This window comes from Deltaproteobacteria bacterium, from assembly GCA_005879795.1.
In the GTDB taxonomy this organism is placed as follows: Bacteria; Desulfobacterota; Binatia; order DP-6; family DP-6; genus DP-6.
Map to the genome: position 1 here is coordinate 11,240 of VBKJ01000152.1, position 19,778 is coordinate 31,017.

Consider the following 19,778-nt stretch of genomic DNA (forward strand, 5'->3'; position numbering starts at 1 on the left):
CACGGGCGATGTACGACGCGCTCAAGCGTTGCCTCGATGTCGCGGGGGCGAGCGTCTTGCTGCTGGTCCTGAGCCCCCTCCTCGCCGCGGCCGCCGTCGCCGTCAGGTGCAGCGGGCCGGGGCCGATCCTCTTTCGGCAGGCCCGTATCGGCTTCGGGGGGAAGCCGTTCCACATCCTCAAGTTCCGCACCATGCGGATCGGGAAGGACCCGGGCCCCCTCGTTACCGGGGCCGGCGACCCACGGGTCACGCCCGTCGGCCGGGTGCTGCGGCGCTGGAAGCTCGATGAGCTGCCCCAGCTCGTCAACGTCCTGCGCGGCGAGATGAGCTTCGTCGGGCCGCGACCTGAGGTGCCGCGCTACGTCGACATGTTCGCGGAGACCTACCGGGAGCTTCTGGTCGTTCGGCCGGGCATCACGGACCTCGCGTCGGTGGCCTTCCGGAACGAGGAAGCCCTGCTTGGGCAGAGTCCGAACGCCGAGGAGCTGTATGTGAGTGAGATCCTTCCACGCAAGCTCGCCTTGAGCCAAGCGTACGTGCGGCAGCGAAGCCTAGGCCTGGACGCGCGTCTCATCGCCCGCACGGTGGCGGCGATCTTCGGATGGCACACCACGAGCGAGCAGACGTCATGAGCGACGCAACCGCAGTACTGGGCACCACCGTCGAGCCGGAGGCCCGGCGGAACGGGAAGCAGCCGCCGACGGCGGCCGCCCGTCCTCTCCTCCTCCGCTACCGGGCCCTGCTCATCGTGTCGGGCAACATGACGATCGCGATCGCAGCCTACCTGTTCGCCTTCGCGCTGCGATTCGACCTCACGATTCCAGCGCAATACCTGAGGCTGGCGCTCGCCACCCTGCCGCTGCTGCTGCTCTGCAAGCTCGTGGGCTTCTGGACCGTCGGCCTGTTCTCCGGGTGGTGGCGTCACGTGAGCGTCCGAGATGCCGAGGACGTCGTGCGCGGCAATATGCTGGCCTCCGTGCTCTTCCTTGCCGCCATGGTGTTCCTCGTAGGGCTCGGCGGGTTCCCGCGCACCGTCTTCATCCTCGACTTCGTGCTCTGCACGGGATTGGTGGCCGGCGGGCGCCTCGCCATCCGGCTCGCGGACGAGCGCCGCGAGCGGCCCGCCATCCGGCGCGTCGAGACGCTCGCCCTCATCGTGGGTGCGGGCGAGGCCGGGATCCGGCTGCTGCAGGAGATCGAGAGCCGCCGTCGCCTCAAGCTCGCGGTCGTGGGATTCGTCGACGACGACCGCGCGAAGCTGGGGCTGCGTGTGTGCGGCGTCCCCGTGCTCGGGTGCGTGGACGACTTGAGGACGCTGGTGGCGGCGCACGAGATCGGCGAGGTCCTGATCGCCGTGCCCTCCGCTTCCGGCGCCGCGCTCGGCCGTATCGTCCAGCGCTGCACCGAGGCCGGGGTGCGCCACCGCGTGCTCCCGACCCTCGAGGAGCTGGTCGAGGGGCGGGTGATGTACGCCCAGATGCGCGAGGTGCAGATCGAGGACCTCCTGCCCCGCAAGCCGATCCATCTCGACCGGACGCAGGTGCAGTCGTTGGTCGCGGGCAGGGCCGTGCTCGTCACCGGAGCGGCCGGCTCGATCGGCTCCGAGCTCTGCCGCCAGGTCGCGAGCTACCGCCCGGAGCGCATCGTCCTCTACGACCGCCATGAGAACGGGGTGTTCGGGTTGGAGCAGGAGCTCCAGGCGAGCTTCCCGGACGTGCGCCTCGAACCGGTCCTCGGTGACGTCCTGCTCGAAGACCAGCTTCACGGCGTGTTCGCCACGCACCGGCCCGACCTCGTCCTCCACGCCGCCGCCTACAAGCACGTGCCCATGGCGGAGCGCAACGTGATCGAGGCCGTGCGCAACAACGTCATCGGGACGCACAACGTCGCGCGCGCCGCGCTGGCGCACGGGGTCAGGGAATTCGTCCTCGTCTCGACCGACAAGGCCGTGCGGCCGACGAGCATCATGGGGCTCACGAAGCGGGTCGCCGAGATGGTGGTCCAGGGGTTGCAGAACGGTGGTTGCCGGTTCGTCGGCGTCCGGTTCGGCAACGTGCTCGGTTCGAGTGGGAGCGTCGTGCCCCTCTTTCGCGAGCAGATCAGCCGGGGCGGGCCGCTGACGGTCACGGACCCCAACGTCACGCGCTACTTCATGACCATTCCCGAGGCGGCGCAGCTGATTCTCCAGGCGGCGGCGCTCGGGAACGGCGGCGAGATCTTCATCCTCGACATGGGTGAGCCCGTGCGCATCGTCGATCTCGCGCGCCAGATGATCCGTCTCTCGGGGCTCGAACCGGACGAGGACATCCCGATCGTCTTCACGGGCCTGCGACCCGGAGAGAAGCTGAAGGAGGAGCTGGTCGCAGCGGAGGAGGAGATCGCAGGAAGCTACCACGAGCGCATCAAGGCGCTGCGCGGCTCCGAGCCCGCGCCGTCCAACGCGTGGCTGACCGCGCTGCAGGCTCACGTCGAGGCAGGAGATGCGGGTGAGGCCGTGCGGCTCCTGCACGGCCTGGTCCCGAGCTTCCGGCCGAGCGCGTTTCTTCTCGAGCGGCTCGCTGACGCGGAGGCGAGCGTCGCAGGCAACGGCCGGGCGCGTGCGGGGTAGCCGCGCGGCCGGGTCACGGGTTCGCGCGCTCGCCCGCCGGCGCCGCCCGCACCGACACGCTCACGGTCAAGGCAGCGACGCGCGCGCGTCGATCGCATAGTCCTTGATGTCCGAGATCGACCCGCACGACGCGCCACAGTGCTCGGCCCAGTTGCTCGCGAACAGGATGCGCCGCCCATCCATCGAGGGGGCGGCGTGGGATTCGCAGCGATAGCACTCGCTCGCGAGCGGCGGGCTCGTAAAGACGCTGTGCTTGCAGGCGAAGCGCTGGACGGCCCTGCTCCCGTCCAGCTTCACGGCGATGACCTCGTCGCTGAACCGCTTGCCGTCCTCCTGGAAGTAGTCGACGTACGCCCAGCCCGGGCGGTCGAGGCTGCGCGTGGAGATGTGGTGCGCGTAGGCCTCGTTGTTCGGGTCGGTGAGCGCCGTGATCTTGGCGTCCCGGAGGCGCACCATCATGACGTGCGAGATGAGCGTCCCGTTGATCGTCTGTCCGTTCAGGTGACACTCGTCCTGGCCGACGAGCACGTCCTCGTGGTTGTCGTACGGGTTGAGCGCCAGGTCGGCGTGGCCGAGGCTGTAGGTGAAGCCGGCCGCCGCCGTGCCCGCGCACCGGTAGGAGCCCGACGGCATCGCGTGCGGGCTGAGCGCGAGCGTCACGGGGTCGACGTCGAAGACCCGCTCGTTGTCCCCTTGGTACGAGACGACCCCGTACCTGCCCGAGGCCGACGCGCTCGCCCAGTCGATCGTGCAGCTCGAGAGTCCGCAGTTGGAGATGTCGAGGGGCGGGCCGATCCGCTTGTTGGGATAAGGATTGAACGGCGGCTGCGGGTCCATGTCGACCACGAAGATCTTGGTGGTGCCGTTGAGCAGCACGAAGCGCCCGTCGTTCGACGGGTTGCCCTCGCCCGAGCCGATGCCGTAGTCGGCCGCGACCGGCAGCGACCAGGAGCGCGTCTTCGTGCACGACACGACGTCGAACCACATGAGCTCGCTGCCGCTGGAGTTGACGTTGATCTGCTCGTGGGCGTGGGCGCGGCTCGGGTGCCAGCGGTAATCATACAGGTTGTAGTTGCCGCACGGGCCGGCCTTCGGCCGGTAGGTGGTGCCGTCGAGGATGAGCGGCGAAGGGGAGCCGCCGTCCCGGTTCTCGATGCTGATCAGGGTCTCGTCGGCGTTCCAGGGCTGCTGCTTGGAGTAGACGTGGCGGGCATCCGAGCCCCACGTGCCGCTCACCGGGGTGGTGGGCAGGCCCGGATTGTTGGCGATCCGCATGATCGGCACGCCGAACGGCGGCGGGCTCACCGGCACGAGATATGTGGGCTTGGACGTCTCGGGCTCGGTGAAGACCACCGTGGGGTCCGTCTTTAGAGTGGACAGGAAGCCGTCGGACGTCGCCGACCCTGGAACCGTCACGACCGACGCCGAGATCGCCTGCGGAGGAGACGGCTGGCTCCTCGCCTGCGGGGCGAGCAGCAGGGGAAGGACGATCAGGCCAGATCGCAGCAGCCGCGTCATGATGGCTAGAGAGGAAAACGAACCTTTGTCGGCGATCTCGACGTTCGATCCCACGCCTCTCCTCCGTTACGGGCGGCAGCGGCTCGTGTCCGCGCCCCGCGCGCACCCGAGGCGCTCTTCGCCCGCGCTCCCGAGCCACAGGACACAGGTCAGGCCGGACTGCCGGGTGGCGTCGGCGATCTCGGGCGCCACGGCCGCGAGCCGCACCTCGACCCGGTCACCCCGGACGACCAGCCGCATCCGCTGGACGCCGTGGGCGCCGGGCGCTCCCCCTCTGGATGGGGCCGCGACGTAGTCGAAGACGGTGTGGCCGCGCCGGGAGCGGAAGCCCGCAGCGGGGATGCTGGCGTCGTAGAGGAGGCTGCCGTTCGGCGCGCGCACCTCGGCGTGGACGCCGGTCACCGTCGGGTCGACCCCGGCGGGCGCGGAGACCATGCCGCGCGCGACCAATCGGCCGCGCTTGCCGGTTCCTCTGAGGGCGAGCTGGTCCACCTGCAGGTCGAGCGGTGCGGCCCCGGAGCTGGTGTTCGGCGCGCCCGCCGCGGCGGTCAGGCTCGGTGGCGTCACCGTCAGGCTGAACTGCCCTTGGGCGCCCCTGTGGCCGTCGACAACGATGAAGTAGGTCGTTCCGGCGGTGACGGCCGGCCGCACGCGCGACCCGTGACGCCGGGTGTTCGAGCCTCCGTCGCCCGCGGGACATCCCGTCGTGTCGTCGTTGCACGCGACCTCGGGCGAGTTCGCGCACACCCCGCCGCTCAGGTAGAGGACGGTGTCGAAGTGCGTGCCGTCGCCGCAGGTCTGGATGGTCGCCGTGCCCGAGACCGCCGGCGTCCACTGGAAGACCCGCTCCGGCGAGTCGCCTGAGCTGCCGCAGCTGCCCGCCAGCAGGCTCGACCCGCTCGTCGTGCCGCTGAAGGTCCCGCCCTGCGCGGGGATGACGGTCGGGTTGCTGCAGTCCCCCGGAAGGGTGGTCGTCGTCGTGGTGGTCGGGGTCGACGGCGTCGTCGTCGTGGTCGGCGGTCTCGTCGTGGTCGTGGTGGAGGTCGTCGTGGTGGGCGTGGTGGTCGTGGTCGGCGGCCCTGTCGTGGTGGTGGTCGTGGACGTCGTCGGCGGGACCGTCGTGGACGTGGCGGTCCCGCTGAGCAGCATCACCTCGCTCGAAAGGCCGCTCTCCACGCCCTTCGCGTCGTAGGCGCTGACCGCCAGGGCGTAGGACGTGGCGCCGTCGAGGTTCGCCATGATGAAATCAAGCGTCCCGTCGGCGTTGGGCCAGGGGAGACCGGCGTCCGCTGGCGGGCCGTAGCTCCCGCTGAGCGTGCGCATGTAGACACGATACCCGACGACGCCGAACGCCGGGCTCGGCTGCCAGCGCAGCCTGGCGGAGATCAGGGAGGCGCTCGCCCCCGTCGCCCACCCCGTCAGCGCCAGGGCCACCGTCAACGCACCGCGGCCTCTCGTAGCAAGCGCCCGCATCACGGAGTCGCCGAGTTTCCAAGAAGCGGTCCACCGCGTTGGTGGGGGAGACTTCTTGCGCGGGCGGTCCTGCGGCCAGCGAGAGGCGGCGCTTCTGCGCCGCTCGCCGCACAATCTCGCGCCGACTAGGGCCGGCCCTCTGTGCCCTGCGCTGCTGAGTGAGCGGGCCGCCGTTCGGGCCGGGGCCCTGCCATCTCGTGCCTCCTGCGTCCCATGGAGGGGAGGCGGATCCGCCCCGTGCGCCGCGCTCTCGAACCCGGCCGGGAGAGCCTCGCGGCGCACGCGGAGGCGTGCGCTAGCAAGACAAGCGCTTCGCGAGAATATGAAAAATACGCTGATACGCGATGATGTGAAGAGAGGTCCACAGCCTTATGCCGAACGGGGAGGGGAGGTCAAGAAGTTCCAGTGAAAAAAGGCACCGAGGGGGGCGTCATAGGACAAAAGTTGGAGCGAGCAGCCGCGATTCACCAATGAGTGAGAGCGCGGGGATCCTTGCCCGCTACAGCGTCGGCAAGGTGACCGCGTCGGCTCCATGAAGCGGGGCCGGCGGTACCCGGACAGAAGAGCCCCCCGACTTCGAAGCGGAGCGCAACGTGGGCCGAAGATACGGCGAGCACGGCAACCGCCGCTACGTGGCAGGGCGTCAGGCGCAAGGACGCGAGCCTCCAGGGGGTCTTCTCCTCGGCCGCCCCGGTGCGGGACTCCGCCGGAGGCCCGTTGCTCTCCTCGTGGACCGCGACGAGCGGGAGAGGCAGGCGGAAGCCGAGGCCCGTTGCCTTCGCGACGGCCTCCTTGGCGGTCCAGATGGAGAGGAGGCGCTCGGCCCGCGCGGGGGCGGGCAGCATGGCGAGCGCGTCCATCTCCCTCCGGGAGCAGACCGACGCCGCCACGCCGAGCGGGTCGGGTCCGACGTTGCGCAGGCTTTCGACGTCGGCGCCCACGACGCATCCCGCGGCCGCCGCCGCGCACAGGGCGATCCCGTCCGCGTGCGAGATGCTGAAGTGCAGGTGGCGTGCGGCCGGGGGTGCGACGAGCTCCGGGCGCCCCCGTGGTGGGCAACGGAAGCGCAGCCGGGCCGGGTCGGAGCCTGCGAGCTCGGCGAGCATCGTCCGCGCCAGCGCGTGCGCGGCCAGGTAGTCGCGTCGCGCCGCCGCCGGACGGAGGCGTGCGAGGGCCGCCCCTTCGTCGGCCCCGAGAACCTCGCGCGCGCGCGAGGCGAGGACGGGCGCGTCACCGCCTCGTAGACGGTGCCGTGGGACACGGATGCGAAAAGGGCGGGGCCCGAGCCCCGCCCTCTCGGACGTTGGCGTTTCGCCTGTGTCAGCGACGGCTACTGGGCGCTGCCGATGCCGACGGCCCCGCTGATGTTCGCCGAGCTCACGCCCATCGTCACGCAGTTCTGGTCCTGGGTGGTCGGGCTGAACGTGAGCACGGCGAGCGACCCCTCACCGACCACGAAGGTGGGCTCGTCGCTGCTGATGGTGTAGGTGGAGGGAGCGGTATATCCGGCCGGCACGCTGCTCGCGACCAGCGTGAGGGTCATGCTGGCGCCGACCGTGCCCTGCAGGTGCACCGCGGCCAACGCCCCGGTCGTGGTGTAGTCGACGACGGTGTTCTTGCCGTCTCCCCAGACGACGAGAGCCTCCCCCGTCGTCGTGCTATTGCCGCAGCTCCCGCTGCCCTGCGGAATGGGCTCCTGGTAAAGCACCCTCCCCGTGGTCGTGACCGGGGGACACTGCGTGCTGCTCGTGCAGGCCGTGATGCCGTCGTCGCAGCGCCCACCCGTGCACACCCCGGGCCTGGTGAGCGTCACCGTTTCCGGCAGCTGGATGCCCGCCGAGACGCTACCCGATGTCGGCGCGCCGGCGACGTTCGACTGGCAGCTGCTCAGGGTGCCGGTGAAGTTGTAGGCGAAGTTCCCCGAGGCATTGCCGAGCGGCGGGCTGATATTCGCCACTCCTTGCAGCTGACACTCGCCGCCGCCGGTCGCGGCCCCGGCGAGCGAGGCTCCAGGACCGGCCACCCACAGCACGGCGGCGCTGAGGGCTACGGCGCGCACGATACCCGAACGACGAACACCCATGGCCTATTCCTCCCTTCCTGTCCTTTCCTGGCCCACACCCCGCCGACGAGGTTGGACGACCACAGGGTCGTGGGCGGCCGCGTCATGCGCCGGCGCGAACCCTTGCAGATCGCCAGCGTCGAGGCATGCCCCGACCGCGATCGTCATGCCGCGTCGAGGCGAGGTCTGGGACTGTTTGTCTGCTTGATAGTGGGATTGCCCGCTTGCACCCGCTTGCACCCGCTTGCACGCCGGAATAGCGCCCGGGGCATGAACCGATCAATTCCGCATTTCGGGGGGACTGGAGGGCGCCGGGAAGGGAGCGCATCCGATCCGTGACGGGAGGGGTCGCGCGGGCGACGCGGGATGGGGCGCGCAGGGGACGCGTGATGGGTGCGGGGCCGACGCCATGCCCCGCATCGCAGAACCTTTCCAGCTAGGAAGACAGGCAGAAGAATTCTCCGTCCCGTCGGGGGCAGGCCAGGCGGGGGAGGCGTCTCCGCCGTCCTGAATGGATAAGTGAACGTCCCGCTGATAGATCACCGCCGCCATGGCTAGCTGGACCGCGCGTGCCCGGACGGCGGCCGCCCTGCTCGCAGTGGTTGCCCTCGCGGCGCTGTTCCGGCTCTACAAGCTCGGCGCCGTGCCGCCCGGCCTCTACCTCGACGAGGCGCTGAGCGCGCAGCACGCGCTCGCCTGGCGCGTCAGCGCAGACAAGGCCTGGTTCGCGGCGACGCCGCTCCTCGTCGCGGGCTGGGTCGAGACCTCGAACGGGTATCTGGCCGCCGCCTCGGGCGTCATGTGGCTCTTCGGCGACGGCTTCCTCGGCGCGCGCATGCTGTCGGTCCTGCCGAGCCTCTGCTGCGTGCCGCTCCTCTACGCGCTGGCGCGCGCCGTCGCCGGCCGACGGGAAGCGCTGGTTGCGGCCGGGCTCCTCGCCATGTCGCACTGGGCGGCGCGCACCGGGCGTGACGGGTGGGATCAGGTCGCGATGACCACCCTTCAGGTGGCCGCGCTGGCGAGCCTCGCGCACGGGCTCGGCGGGGATCGGCTCGCGTGGAGCGCGCTCGCGGGCGCCCTCCTCGGCGCCTGCCTCTACACGTACGTTGCCTCGCGCCTCGTGTTCGTGCAGGTGGGCACGTGGCTCGCGTGGGAGGCGTTCGCATCCGCCCGGAAGGGACGCATCCTCGTGCACGCGGGACTCGCCCTCGCCCTCGCCCTCCTCTGCGCGGCGCCCTACTACGCCTATCTCGTCACGCGGAGCGGCGGCGGGCTAGGGGTCCGCCTCGGCCAGCTCGCGCTCACCGCGCCCGGGGCGGCGCACGGGGTCTGGCCGACGCTCGCCGAGAACGTGGGCGCGCATCTCGCCATGTTCAACCTGCGCGGCGGCACCTACGCGCGCGACAACCTCCCCGGCTGGCCGATGCTCGACCCGGTCACGGGGCTCCTCTTCCTGGGCGGCCTTGTGGTGGCGCTCGGGCGCGCCGACCGGCAGCGGCGCCTGGTCGTCACCTGGTACGCCGTCTGCGTCCTGGGCGGCGTGCTCTCGCAGTCGCGCGAGGGGCCGCCCTACGCCTACCGCGTCGCCAACCTCGCGCCCTGGGCGTGCCTGGTCGCGGGCGTGGGCGCCGTCGCCGCGTGGGATCGCCTCCGCCCGCGCGTGTCGCGGCGCACGGCCCTGCTCGGCGCCCTGGTCGTGCTCGGCGCGGCGGGCGCGCTCAACTTCTGGATCCTCTTCGTGCGCGGGCCTGTCTGCCCGGACTTCGGACTGGCTTTCGGGACGGCCGAGACTCAGCTCGGCCTCTGGCTCGCGCGTCACCCGGCCGCGCGGCCCTGCTACGTCTTCTACGACGCCGTGCGCAGTCTCGACCAGTACCGCTCGAGCCTCTGGTATCCCGAGACCAACGGCTACAACTGGTATCGGCCCGTCGACTCGGCGGCCGCGATCCACCTGTGCGCGGGGGTGTATCGGCGCTCACCGGAGCGTGCCCTCGACCCGCTCGCGCTGCACGGCGACATCGACCTGGTGGCGCGCCTCCCGGAGAGGCTCCCCGGTCCGGCCGTGTTCGTCGTTCCCCCGACTCTGGTCGAGACGATCGGGCGGTTCTACGCGATCGACGGGCGCGAGGACCTGACGGACAGCCTCGGACGGACGCTCGGCACCATCCTGCGCGTGCGGCCGCGTTGACCCGTCGTCCCAATCTCCCTGATGGGGGGTTCCGGCCTGCTGGCGTGGTCTGCTTTCGCTCGGGTGCCCGAAAGACTCTTCGCCCCCGCCAGTCCCGGTGCCTCCCCCCTTGACGGGCCATGCGCAGGGTGGTTGAGGGCACGCAGCGAGCGGCCTCGCGAAGAGCGGCGTCTAAACTAGGCAAGGGTCCGGCGCTGCAGGCATGTCGCACCAGCTGCCGCGGTCACCTCCGGCCGGAAAGCGTTGAGGCGGTGGTCAGCCCGCTGCGCGGAGCGACGGCGCCGGGTTCTCAGTGCTCCACACCACATTGCAACCAAAAGCGCCTAACCGGGTGCGTCGCCGCCCAACTTGGAAGGAGGACTGAAATGCGCGCACACCGAACGATTGTGACCGCAGGTCTGGCACTCGTAGTCTGTATCGCCCCGTTGCTCCGACCCAGCCTAGCTAACGCTAGCGCCAAAGCCTGTATCACCACTTTGGCAGGGGACACCTGCCTCGCCCAGTGCATCGGGGACCTACAACGGACCTGCGGATCCGACCCCGCCTGCCACCAAAGCATCGCTGCGGCGATCCAATTCCTTGCCACGACCCGCGCCAACACCGACGACTGTGCGGACGCGGTGGCAAACGTCAGGCAGGTATGCGGCTGCGTGGCGTCGCCGAGCGGCGCCTTCCTCGACACTTCGGGCGCCCTCTTCTAGCAGGCTTCCTCACGCGCGCGTGGCGGGGGCAGGGAGTCTCGCATTGCCCGCCCCGCCATGCGGGCGTACGTCAGGATGACTCCGCCGCAGAAACGGCCATGACCGCAGAGTGGGGTGTCGGCCGGTAACCGGCGTTCCCAAGATCCCGCGTGCCGGAGGACGGAGGCGGTGGACTGGGCTCGAGCCGCGTCTCTGCTGCCGGCAGGAGCGCCGGCAGCAGAAGAGGGCGGACGCCGCGCCAGCTCGTTTCATGCGGTCTCAGGTGGCGTTCACGGGGCCGCTCGGTCGTGGCCGCCGGCCGCGGGGCTGGGACGGGGCGCGGCGAGTCCGCGGATAGGTCGCGAGCCGGTCGGAGCAGTCGCCACTTCCGTCCGGCGGCCGCACGGCCGGCAGCCGGGGGAGCGAGAGCTCGGGCGCGGCGAGGTTGAGCGCGCTGGTCAGGTCCCCGCATGCCGCTCGCCGCCAGGCGGACAGGTTCGGAACCTCGACGCCGAAACGGGTCTCGAGAAACCGCAGCGTCGAGGTGTGATCGAAGACGTCGCTGCACACGAATCCGCCGCGGCTGAAGGGCGAGATGACGAGCAACGGCACGCGGGGACCGAGCCCGATCGGCCCGGCGACACCCTGCGCAAGCGGGGGCAGCGGGTCGACGGTCAGGTACTCGCCCGGCGTCCCAGGGGGCGCGGTCGGCGGCAGAACGTGATCGAAGAAGCCGCCGTTCTCGTCGTAGGTGAGAAAGAGCACGGTGTGCGCCCAGACCTCCCGTCGCGCCGTCAGCGCAGCGAGCACGCGACGCACGGCGTACTCGCCTCGGACGGGTGTGCTCTGCACGGGGTGCTCGAGCTGCGCCACGGGCGCGATGATCCACGATACCTGAGGGAGTGCGCCCGCGGCCGCGTTCGCCAGGAAGTCGGCGAACGTGGGCTGGACCCCCTTCGCCTGGAGCGCCGGGTTCGCCCGGTACTGCGTGAAGAAGAGGAGTGTGTTGTCGCCGTCCGTGAAGGTGCTGCCGGGATCCGAGTAGACCTTCCACGAGATGCCGCGCGCCTCGAGCTGCTCGGGCATGGTGGTCCAGCTGAGCCGCGGGGCCTGCTGCGGCGAGGCAGCGAGGAGCGGACCCCCCGCGCGGCCGTCGGGGTCGATCGTCGCGGTCATGGCGTACGAGCGGTTCGGATCGGTCGGCCCCAGCGCGGAGCAGAAATACATGTCGCAGATCGTGAAGGAGCGCGCGAGCGCGAAGTAGTAGGAGATGTCGCGTCGGTCGAAGTAGCCCATCGACACCGGGGCATCGTTGCCGTTGAAGAAGCGGTGCGAGGTCACCCAGGCGCCCGGCATGAGCACGCTCTCGTGCTGCGCACCCCAGAGGTGGACCGGGTCGGCCGTGCATCCGCCACCAGTCCGCCGCGCGGGGACATGGAACGGGTAGATGGTGCCCCCCTGTCCGTCGGGCTGGCCCAGCACACCGCGCGCCGAACGGTCGCCAAAGCCGCGGACTCCGCGGTACCGCCCGAAGTAGTGATCGAAGGAGCGGTTCTCCTGGATCATGATCACGACGCGCTCGATATCGCCGAGCCGCGCGGGGCGCGGCCGCCGGGCGAGAGGATCGAGGGTGAGGCGCGCGCCGACGGCAAGGCCAGAGGCGAGGAGCTGGCGGCGGGTGAGAGCGGGGTCACTCATGGGCCGGCGTATAGCACGGGGTGCCGGAGCTCAGCCCGGTGGCCGCCAGCCAGCCCGACAGCACCTACTACGGGTCACCCGAGCGACGTCCGGGGAGCCGAGCTCCCCGGACCCACGGGGTGAGCGGAAATCAGTCGAGGAAGGCGCCGCTCGGAGAGCTCGGACACCCGGCGAGGCACGAGTGGATTGTGGCCTCGCAGTCTTCGAGGGCCGCCCGGGCCGTGGCGGCGCACGCCGCGACGCATTGCAGCCGGCTCGGGGCCGGCGAACATGCGCGCACGCACGCCTGCGCGGTGCTGACGACGTCGTGCAGGCACATCCGCCCCTGGCTCGCGCACCCGGCCGGGCACGAACTCGGCGGTGCCCCGCAGCCGTGGAGGCAGTCGTGGAGCGACGCGACACACGTCTGCTGCGCGCCCCTGAACGCGCTCCGGCAGCTCTTGATTGCGCCGCGGCGGTCCTGCCCGGTCTGACCGCTCGCCTTCACGGTGACCCGACAGCTGCGGAACGCGGTCACGCCCGCGAGCTGGCATGTCCTTTTGGCGGCGCCGCAGGTGGACGGGCACCCGCTAGCCCCTGTGAAGCTGGGCACGGCAAGAGCGCCCACCACGGCGGCCATCGCAAATCCGAGTCGAATCACGCGAGAGTCCTCCCTTGCTGGGTCAGTGGCGTGGGCCGCGGGCAACACCGGTGCCACGGTCGGGCCTGTGGCCATGGAACGTCGTCGCTGCACCGATTCTGGCTGGTCGCTCATGAACCCGCACGCCCGGCGCCAAGGTGAGTGACATGTCAGGGCAGCGATGCGAACGCCGCGGATGTGACGGAGAGGCGGGGGCGTGACGGCACACGGGACAACTCTCCGCCCCTCGCCTCGCCGCTTTCCCCGCTGAGGCCGTTGCTAGCAGGTTACGTGGACGCAGCGGATGGGCAAACCGCTGCGGGTCGCACGCGCACGGGCAGAACGCGACGGCGTTGCGGCGTGGCAGGGGAGGGCGGTGGGCGGGGCTGGGGGGAGGCGGAGCCTCGCTAGGAGCATCGGCACAGGCCCGGGATCCCGGAGCCTCCGCAGGTCTGGCCCGAGGGGCACGTGCCGCCGCAGCCCGGCGAGCCGAGGCAGGTCGAGCCGATCGGGTTGCAGATACAGCCGTCGCCGTCTGGCGTGGACACAAACACGCACTCTTCGCCGCCCGGGCAGACGCCGTTCGTGCAGCTCCCCGTCAGCCCGAAGGCGACGCTGCACGGGATCCCTACGAAATCGCAGGTGCATCCCGCGCTCAGGCTGACCAGGCAGGCCTTGCCCGGCGGGCAGGCGCCGTCGCACTCTGGGAAGGTGGCGCTCCCGCAGGGCGTGCTGCCCGCGACGCACTCGCAGCCGTTCGCTGTGACGGCGCAGATCGGGGCTTCGGGCGGGCACTCGCCCCAGCAGAGCGGCGGGGGCGCACTGCCGGGTTCGCCGCACGGGACCGGCACGAACGTCGTAGTGGTCGTCGTGCTCGTGGTGGTCGTCGTGGTCAGCACGCAGACCGTGTTGTCTGCGGCGCAGGCCGCGAGGACCTGTTGCACGCACTGTTGGTTACACTTCGTCCTCGCCTTCCCACTCAAGTTCTTGCAGCCGGCGGTGGCCTGGCACGCGAGTATCCCTTCTCCGCAGACCTTGCGACGGCATGGCGGCGAAGCGGCTACGACCGAGGCAGTGAGCACGGCCGCAACCGCGAGGAGCACGAACCTCGTGAGTATCTTCCGAGCGGTTATCGTGCCCCCCGATTGCAGCGAGCGCTGGCTGCTTCGAGTCCGCGGCTGACTCTACTGCACGTGGCCGTCCGTGAACAACTGGTCAGGGCGTAGGCCGCGCAACGGCGATGCGCTGCTCGCCTGAATCACAGGCAGATACAGGTGCCGGGCGTGCCCCGGACGCTGTCGCACGTACATTCGCCCGCCATGCAGCGGCTACGGATCAACGTCGTGCACCGCTTCATGCAGAGGCGATGCGTCGACCCACAGGCAGCAAGTACCTCGTCCCGGCAGGCACGCAGGCTGCAGTTGCCCGAGGTGGCCATCGCCGGCCCTTCCCGAAACCACAGGTCGTCAAAGGGGTCCGGCTCCCCGAGGATGATCGCTCTGCCCTGGGAATACGGAGGTTGGTACCCCCCCGCGATTCCTGGATTGCTGGTGTCGCTGCCGGCAAATACGACCTCGATCACGTAGACCTCACCGGGAATCAGGGGAACCGCAGACGGAAAGTCGAAGTGCGTGAGGCCGCCCGTCCCAAAAGGGAGCGTGAGCAGGAGACTCGTTCCGATGATCGGCCCGTCGATCGTGGTGTGGCGGATGTTGACGAACAGGTCTGCCGGGCCGGGGAGGTCTCCGTTCCCCACCATCAGTTCGACCGCGTCCAAGGAGGAGGCTGCCGGGACGAACTCCTGGCCGATCGGGGACAAGAAGCGAATGCTCCAGCCCGCCTGGATCGGCGGCAGGGCCTCCTGGTCCACGCTGAACGGATGGCTACCAGCGGGGGGCGGGAAGGCGAAGAGCGAGAGCGCAAGGACGCAGAGCAACCCCCTCGACCGTGCTGTCATCGGAAGCTTCCTTCTCTTTTGTCGGTGACGGTTTGCACGGTCGTCCTCCTGGGGTAGCACCCTAGAGACGTCAGAATGCTAGGGCATGTGTCAACGACGCGGGTGCGGCGGAAGGGTTAAAGGCGCGCGCGCTCCTCCGCCTCGTCTGAGCCAGGGAGGCAGCCCCCCGCCGGCTGAGGAGGAGCCCGAGCATCCCCACCCCGATGGACCCCACGCTGAAGACGACCATGCCCTCTGTGCCAACGAGGGTGAGACAGCGGGGTGGCGATAGTTTAGTGTAGGGGGGCAGCGATGGATGGGGGTCGTGGAGAAGCGGGGTGAGGGCATGGCCGCGCCACCACCGGGCCTTACTGCTGCGCCGTCCGCCGTTGAGACAACGCCGAGGCCGATACCCAATAGCGGCAACGACCACGACGTGGCACGCAGCCCCGCCGGCGGCAATGGGAACGGCCGGCCGCAGTAGCCGCCACTCTGGCGACCGAGACGCGCAGTTCCTTGGGCTCGGGTGCGTGGCATCGTGGGCATGACAATGACAGCGGAGCACTTCGAGGCGCTTGTTCGAAAGTGCGAGGCCCATGCGAAACGGGACAGTGAGGGCTACGCGAGGCGGATGACGTTGCTCGCCCTCGCCGGCTACGCCTACGTGTGGCTTGTTCTTGTCGGGCTGGGAGGAACGATCGCGCTGCTGGTGTGGTCGCTGCGGTTCCACCGAGCGACCTATCGCGTCCTGGCCCTCGCGGCGCCCTTCGTACTGCTCTTCCTCGTGGTCCTCCGCGCGCTCCGAGTCCCCTTCAAGCACCCCGACGGGGTTCGCGTTCGGCGCGCCGATGCACCTGAGCTCTTCGCGCTGATCGACCGGCTCGTGTGCGAACTTCGCACGCCATGCCTGCACCGCGTGCTGTTGACCGAGGACCGCAACGCCGCGGCCCAAACCCCCCTCCTTGGGCCGCTCGGCTGGTATCGCAACTACCTGCTGCTCGGCCTCGCGGAAATGCAGGCGCTGTCGCCGGAGGAGTTCCAGGCTGTCGTCGCGCATGAACTGGGACACCTGTCCCGGCAGCACGGACGGCGCGGCGCCTGGATCTATCGGATCCGCGCCACCTGGATGCGCCTCGAGATGATGATCGAGCTCCAGGGTCGCTGGGGGCGGTGGCTCTTCGACTGGTTCGTGAAACGCTGGGGACCCTACTTCAACGCCTACTCCTTCGTCCTAGTCCGTGAGCGCGAGTACGAGGCGGACCGTTACGCCGGGAGCGTCGCCGGGAAAGAAGCCTTCGCCCGTGCGCTGGGAACAACGTACGTCATGGGCGAGTTTCTCTCGCGGTGCTTCTGGCCCGACGTGTACCGCGCCGCGCACGAGAAGCCAGAGCCACCCTGCGACGTGTTCGCGGCGCTGGCGCGCGCGGTAGCGGCGGGATCGGAGCCCGACGACGTACGACGCTGGCTGGAAACCGCGTTGCGCAGACCCACGGGCTTGGACGACACGCACCCTGCGCTTGCCGATCGGCTCGCGGCGCTGGGGATCGCCGCTCATGCAGCCGAGCCTCGCCGGACGTCGGGACCGACAGCAGCACAACACTACCTGGGGGCGCGACTCGAGTCGCTCGCGGCCGCGCTCGACCGCGCCTGGCGCAAGCGGGTAGCCGGCCACTGGGACCAGCGCCACCGACGTGCGGCCGGAGGCCGGACGCGGCTGCGCGAGCTCACCGCGGTGGCCGCCGACGGTGATGTTGAAGTGGCCTGGGAGCGTGCCCAGATCGTCCTCGACCTCGACGGCGAAGAGGCGGCGCTGCCGCTCCTCCACGATGTCGTCGCGCGCGTCCCTGACCACGCTCCCGCAAGCTGGGCGCTCGGTCAAGTTCTGGCCGACCGCGACGACGAGAGCGCCATCGTGCATCTCGAACGCGCGATGGTGTGCAACGTGCTGGCCCGTCCCACCGGCCATGAGATGATCGCGACCCTGCTGGAGACGCTGAGGCGGCACGCCGAAGCGGTGACGCACCGGCGCCGGGCCTGGGACGCGGGGGAGCTGCTCTACAGAGCGGCTGCGGAGGTCGCCACGTCGGGGTCCTAGACGTTCTGCTTCCCCACGAACTCCCCTCCGACGTCACAGTGCGGGTCCGTGACCGCCTGGCGGAGCTGGAGAAGGTGCGATCGGCGTGGCTGGTAAGGAAGAAGGTCGCATGCCTCCCGGAGTCGCCGCTCTACGTGCTCGGTGTCGTCTGGTCGGCGCGTGTCGGCTGGCGAGACATTCGGCGCATTGCCGCGCGGACGCGACTGCCCGGGCAGGTTCTAGTTACCGTCGCCGGTCCCGTGCTGCGTGGGAGGCTCCAGCGGGTCCCTGCGGCACGCATCCTGTAGCAGGCGGCTCGACGAGCGTGGGCACCTCGCGCGGCGCCCGTGCCACGAAACGGCGGGCACGGCGTCCCGAAGAGAGCCAGGACTGGTTGCGCATGCTGGACTCGCTTGGCCGCCCATGAAGGCGGGCCGCAGCCCCCGGGGAGCCGCGACGACCTCGCCAGACACTCCCGCCCGTTATGCGCTGCGTCCTTACGGGGCGACCGGCGGGGTGGTAGGACGCGATCGGGGCACATACCCCTTTTGTGCTTGTCTTCGGAGCCAGCAGGATACCTCTCTGAGGCGATGCGCCGGGCAATCGCGACGCCGGGCACCGTCACGCCGCCGCGCGAGCTCGCTGGCGCCCGCCCGCCGGATCTTGAGCGCGCCCGCGTCCCCATTCACCCCGAACCGCCGACGGGGCACGGCGAGCACGTACACGATCGCTCAGAGGTCGATGCGAACGCGTGCCCAGCGTCCACCGATCCCGAGCATCGTCACGCGTACGTGGGTGACCGGGTCGGTGAGCGATCGACCGGCTTGCAAAGGAGCGTCGGATGGTCCGGTCAAGGGAGTGGGGTCGAGCAGGATCGAGTCTGAGTCCTCACCGGTATCCGGAAGATACGGCGTGCCGACGCGCCGGACCGAGACGCCCCGCACGACGGGGTCATCTGGCGCGAAGTCGTCGAACACACCCGACCGCACCCGGATCTCGAGGCCGATCCAGCCGGACGGCGAGCCGTCGGGATTGCGGTCGGGAGACGGCACGAGCAGCAGCCGAACACCGTGCCGAGAGAGCTCGCTCGGTTCGAGCTTGTACGTTCCGCTCTTGCGCGCCACCTTGACCGACGAGGACGGCAGCAACCCGAGCAGGTAGAGGTGCCATGCGCTGAAGTGCCGCTCGGGGCTCTCCCCCATCACGTCGGACGGCTCGAACTCGTAGGACGTGCACGGCGGGGCCGGCTCGCCCTGGGTGCAGAGCGCCAGAGAGGCCGCGTGCCTCAGGCCGAAGTTGTGGCCGAGCTCGTGTGCGACGATGCCCGTTAACACCAAGCCGTTGAGCCACACGGTGTTGGGAAACCCGTACGTCGTGTAGCCGAAGAACGGGCAGGCCGCTGTGTAGGGATTCACGACGATGACCGAGTCGTAGGCCGCGATATGGAAGCCGTCAGCGGCAGCCCGGCCTTCCGCCTGTTCGGTCCATCCCCCCAGGTCGCACATGCGTCTGGTGGCCGGTGCGGGCAACGCGTACGGGCCGAAGACATCGCCGTCGACGGGGTTCAGCACGCCGCGCAATGAGATGCGGTCCTGTGAGACCTCTCGGTAGAACGCGTTCGCCGAACGCGGGCCCGTGAACACGACTGTGCGCGCCTGCTCAGGTGTTATCGAGCGCGTCGCATCGGGGAGCGTGAGGAGCATGACTGCGATCTTCCGCGGGCCGAGCGCGACACCGAGGGGTGGCGGTGGCTCGTCGCGGTGCGGTGCGGCGATCGTGCCCGGCGCTTCCGGAGCGGCGTTCGCCGCTTCCGAAACGAACCTACCGCACAGGTTCAGGTGGTCGGGGGGGGTCTGGGCCCGAATGACTGTCGGCGCGGCGAAAATGGCGACCGCAATCAGGGTCGCGCGAAGCCCGCGCACGGCGTCCTCCTCGGGTTGTGGGGCGATCTCCCGGAAGGCGCTGGGGAGAGCTGGGATACCGACCGGGCAGTCGTCCGAGGATGCGATACTCAGCCGCCCAGCGGTGAGTTGTCAAGTCAAACTGACGGCGGAACCCGGCCGTTGCCCCAGCGGCCCCGCCGGCCACCCCCGGCGGCGGTTGTGCACTGCGTAGTTGCGGAGGGCCGGCGGGAGTGTTTTTCTTGTTGTCCCAGCGTTCCTGGCGCGGTCACGAAGAATGGGAGGCCTCTCGCCGTGCCGCTCTCGGGCCCGCTCCTCAACGTGATCCGCCGACGCTGGGCCGTTCGCGTAGCTGCGTCTCCCTACGTCTTCCACCGGGGCGGGCGCCCGATCGTGTCGTTCTGACGGCACGTGGAGGGCCGCGGCCGCCGCGGTCGGGCTCCCCGGCGTCCTCTTCCATGACCTCCGAAGGTCGGGGGCGCGCAACCTCCGCCGCGCGGGCGTCGCCGAGGACGTCATCATGCGCCTCGGCGGCTGGCGCACGCGGAGCATGTTCTCGCGGTACTCGATCGTCGACGAGCAGAACCTCGCCGACGCCGGCCAAGCCTATGCGCGCTTCCTTGAGCGGGCGACGACCGCGCCCCGCAAGGTCGCGCGGCTCCCCGTGCGCGCATGATGATCGCGGCGAACGGGGAGGGTGGCGAACGCGATCGGGGACACGTTCGGGGACACGCGGCCCGATCGCCCGCCACCACCTCGCCCTAAGTCGTTGGAATCACAAGTGCCGGGAGTGGGAGTCGAACCCACACACCCTTGCGGGTGACGGATTTTAAGTGCTTTGCGGTTAATCGTAACTACTTGATTCTCTTAGCTATTCCACCCTCCAGAAGGTCCTACTGTGTAAGGCTCTGTGTAAGTTTCGGCCAAGCGGTCGGAGTTGTTGACGCTTTTTGCTGGCCAAAAGATTGCGCCACCGTGCATGGGGAACCAACGCGGAAAACCGTGCGTCGCGGGGTAGCGC

The 19,778-nt window shown here is 70.0% G+C and carries 11 protein-coding genes and 1 pseudogene; 5 read left to right on the top strand and 7 right to left on the bottom strand.

Annotation, left to right across the window (positions count from 1 at the left end; genetic code table 11):
• Positions 1–8 precede the first annotated feature (8 nt).
• Both E6J59_12920 and E6J59_12925 read left to right on the top strand, forming a co-directional pair.
• On the top strand, positions 9–632 hold the full coding sequence (locus E6J59_12920; protein ID TMB19062.1) for a sugar transferase: 624 nt from the start codon (positions 9–11) through the stop codon (positions 630–632).
• Complete coding sequence (locus E6J59_12925) at positions 602–2,608, top strand: polysaccharide biosynthesis protein (GenBank protein TMB19063.1); 2,007 nt, start codon at positions 602–604, stop codon at positions 2,606–2,608. The genes E6J59_12920 and E6J59_12925 overlap by 31 nt, the downstream gene beginning before the upstream one ends.
• A gap of 66 nt (positions 2,609–2,674) precedes the next feature.
• On the opposite strand, the gene E6J59_12930 is transcribed toward E6J59_12925, so the two are convergent.
• From E6J59_12930 to E6J59_12945, 4 genes and pseudogenes are all read right to left on the bottom strand, one after another.
• Entirely contained in the window at positions 2,675–4,126 is a 1,452-nt protein-coding gene (locus E6J59_12930) for a hypothetical protein (GenBank protein TMB19064.1), read from the bottom strand.
• 975 nt (positions 4,127–5,101) lie between these two features.
• Positions 5,102–5,254 (bottom strand): annotated as a pseudogene (locus E6J59_12935) (oligopeptide transporter substrate-binding protein).
• Between the two features lie 809 nt (positions 5,255–6,063).
• A complete protein-coding gene (locus E6J59_12940; protein ID TMB19065.1) occupies positions 6,064–6,705 on the bottom strand; it encodes a 4'-phosphopantetheinyl transferase superfamily protein in 642 nt (213 codons plus the stop codon).
• A gap of 224 nt (positions 6,706–6,929) precedes the next feature.
• Positions 6,930–7,682 carry a hypothetical protein gene (locus E6J59_12945; GenBank protein ID TMB19066.1) on the bottom strand — a complete coding sequence of 251 codons (753 nt, stop codon included), beginning with the start codon at positions 7,680–7,682 and terminating at the stop codon, positions 6,930–6,932.
• Between the two features lie 529 nt (positions 7,683–8,211).
• Between E6J59_12945 and E6J59_12950 the strand changes: the two genes are divergently transcribed.
• On the top strand, positions 8,212–9,849 hold the full coding sequence (locus E6J59_12950; protein ID TMB19067.1) for a glycosyltransferase family 39 protein: 1,638 nt from the start codon (positions 8,212–8,214) through the stop codon (positions 9,847–9,849).
• Between the two features lie 959 nt (positions 9,850–10,808).
• Here E6J59_12950 and E6J59_12955 read toward each other — a convergent pair.
• Entirely contained in the window at positions 10,809–12,227 is a 1,419-nt protein-coding gene (locus E6J59_12955) for a phospholipase (GenBank protein TMB19068.1), read from the bottom strand.
• Positions 12,228–14,104: 1,877 nt separating this feature from the next.
• The gene (locus tag E6J59_12960; GenBank protein ID TMB19069.1) at positions 14,105–14,716 is read right to left on the bottom strand and encodes a hypothetical protein; all 612 of its coding nucleotides are present in this window, start codon (positions 14,714–14,716) and stop codon (positions 14,105–14,107) included.
• A 610-nt stretch (positions 14,717–15,326) separates the two neighbouring features.
• Between E6J59_12960 and E6J59_12965 the strand changes: the two genes are divergently transcribed.
• Positions 15,327–16,877 carry a hypothetical protein gene (locus E6J59_12965; protein TMB19070.1) on the top strand — a complete coding sequence of 517 codons (1,551 nt, stop codon included), beginning with the start codon at positions 15,327–15,329 and terminating at the stop codon, positions 16,875–16,877.
• Positions 16,878–17,587: 710 nt separating this feature from the next.
• Here E6J59_12965 and E6J59_12970 read toward each other — a convergent pair.
• Positions 17,588–18,778: a hypothetical protein gene (locus tag E6J59_12970; protein ID TMB19071.1), complete on the bottom strand. Its 1,191-nt coding sequence runs from the start codon at positions 18,776–18,778 to the stop codon at positions 17,588–17,590.
• A 331-nt stretch (positions 18,779–19,109) separates the two neighbouring features.
• On the opposite strand from E6J59_12970, the gene E6J59_12975 reads away from it, so the two are divergent.
• Positions 19,110–19,433, top strand: a complete 324-nt coding sequence (locus E6J59_12975) for a hypothetical protein (GenBank protein TMB19072.1) — start codon at positions 19,110–19,112, stop codon at positions 19,431–19,433.
• The last annotated feature ends 345 nt before the right edge of the window (positions 19,434–19,778 follow it).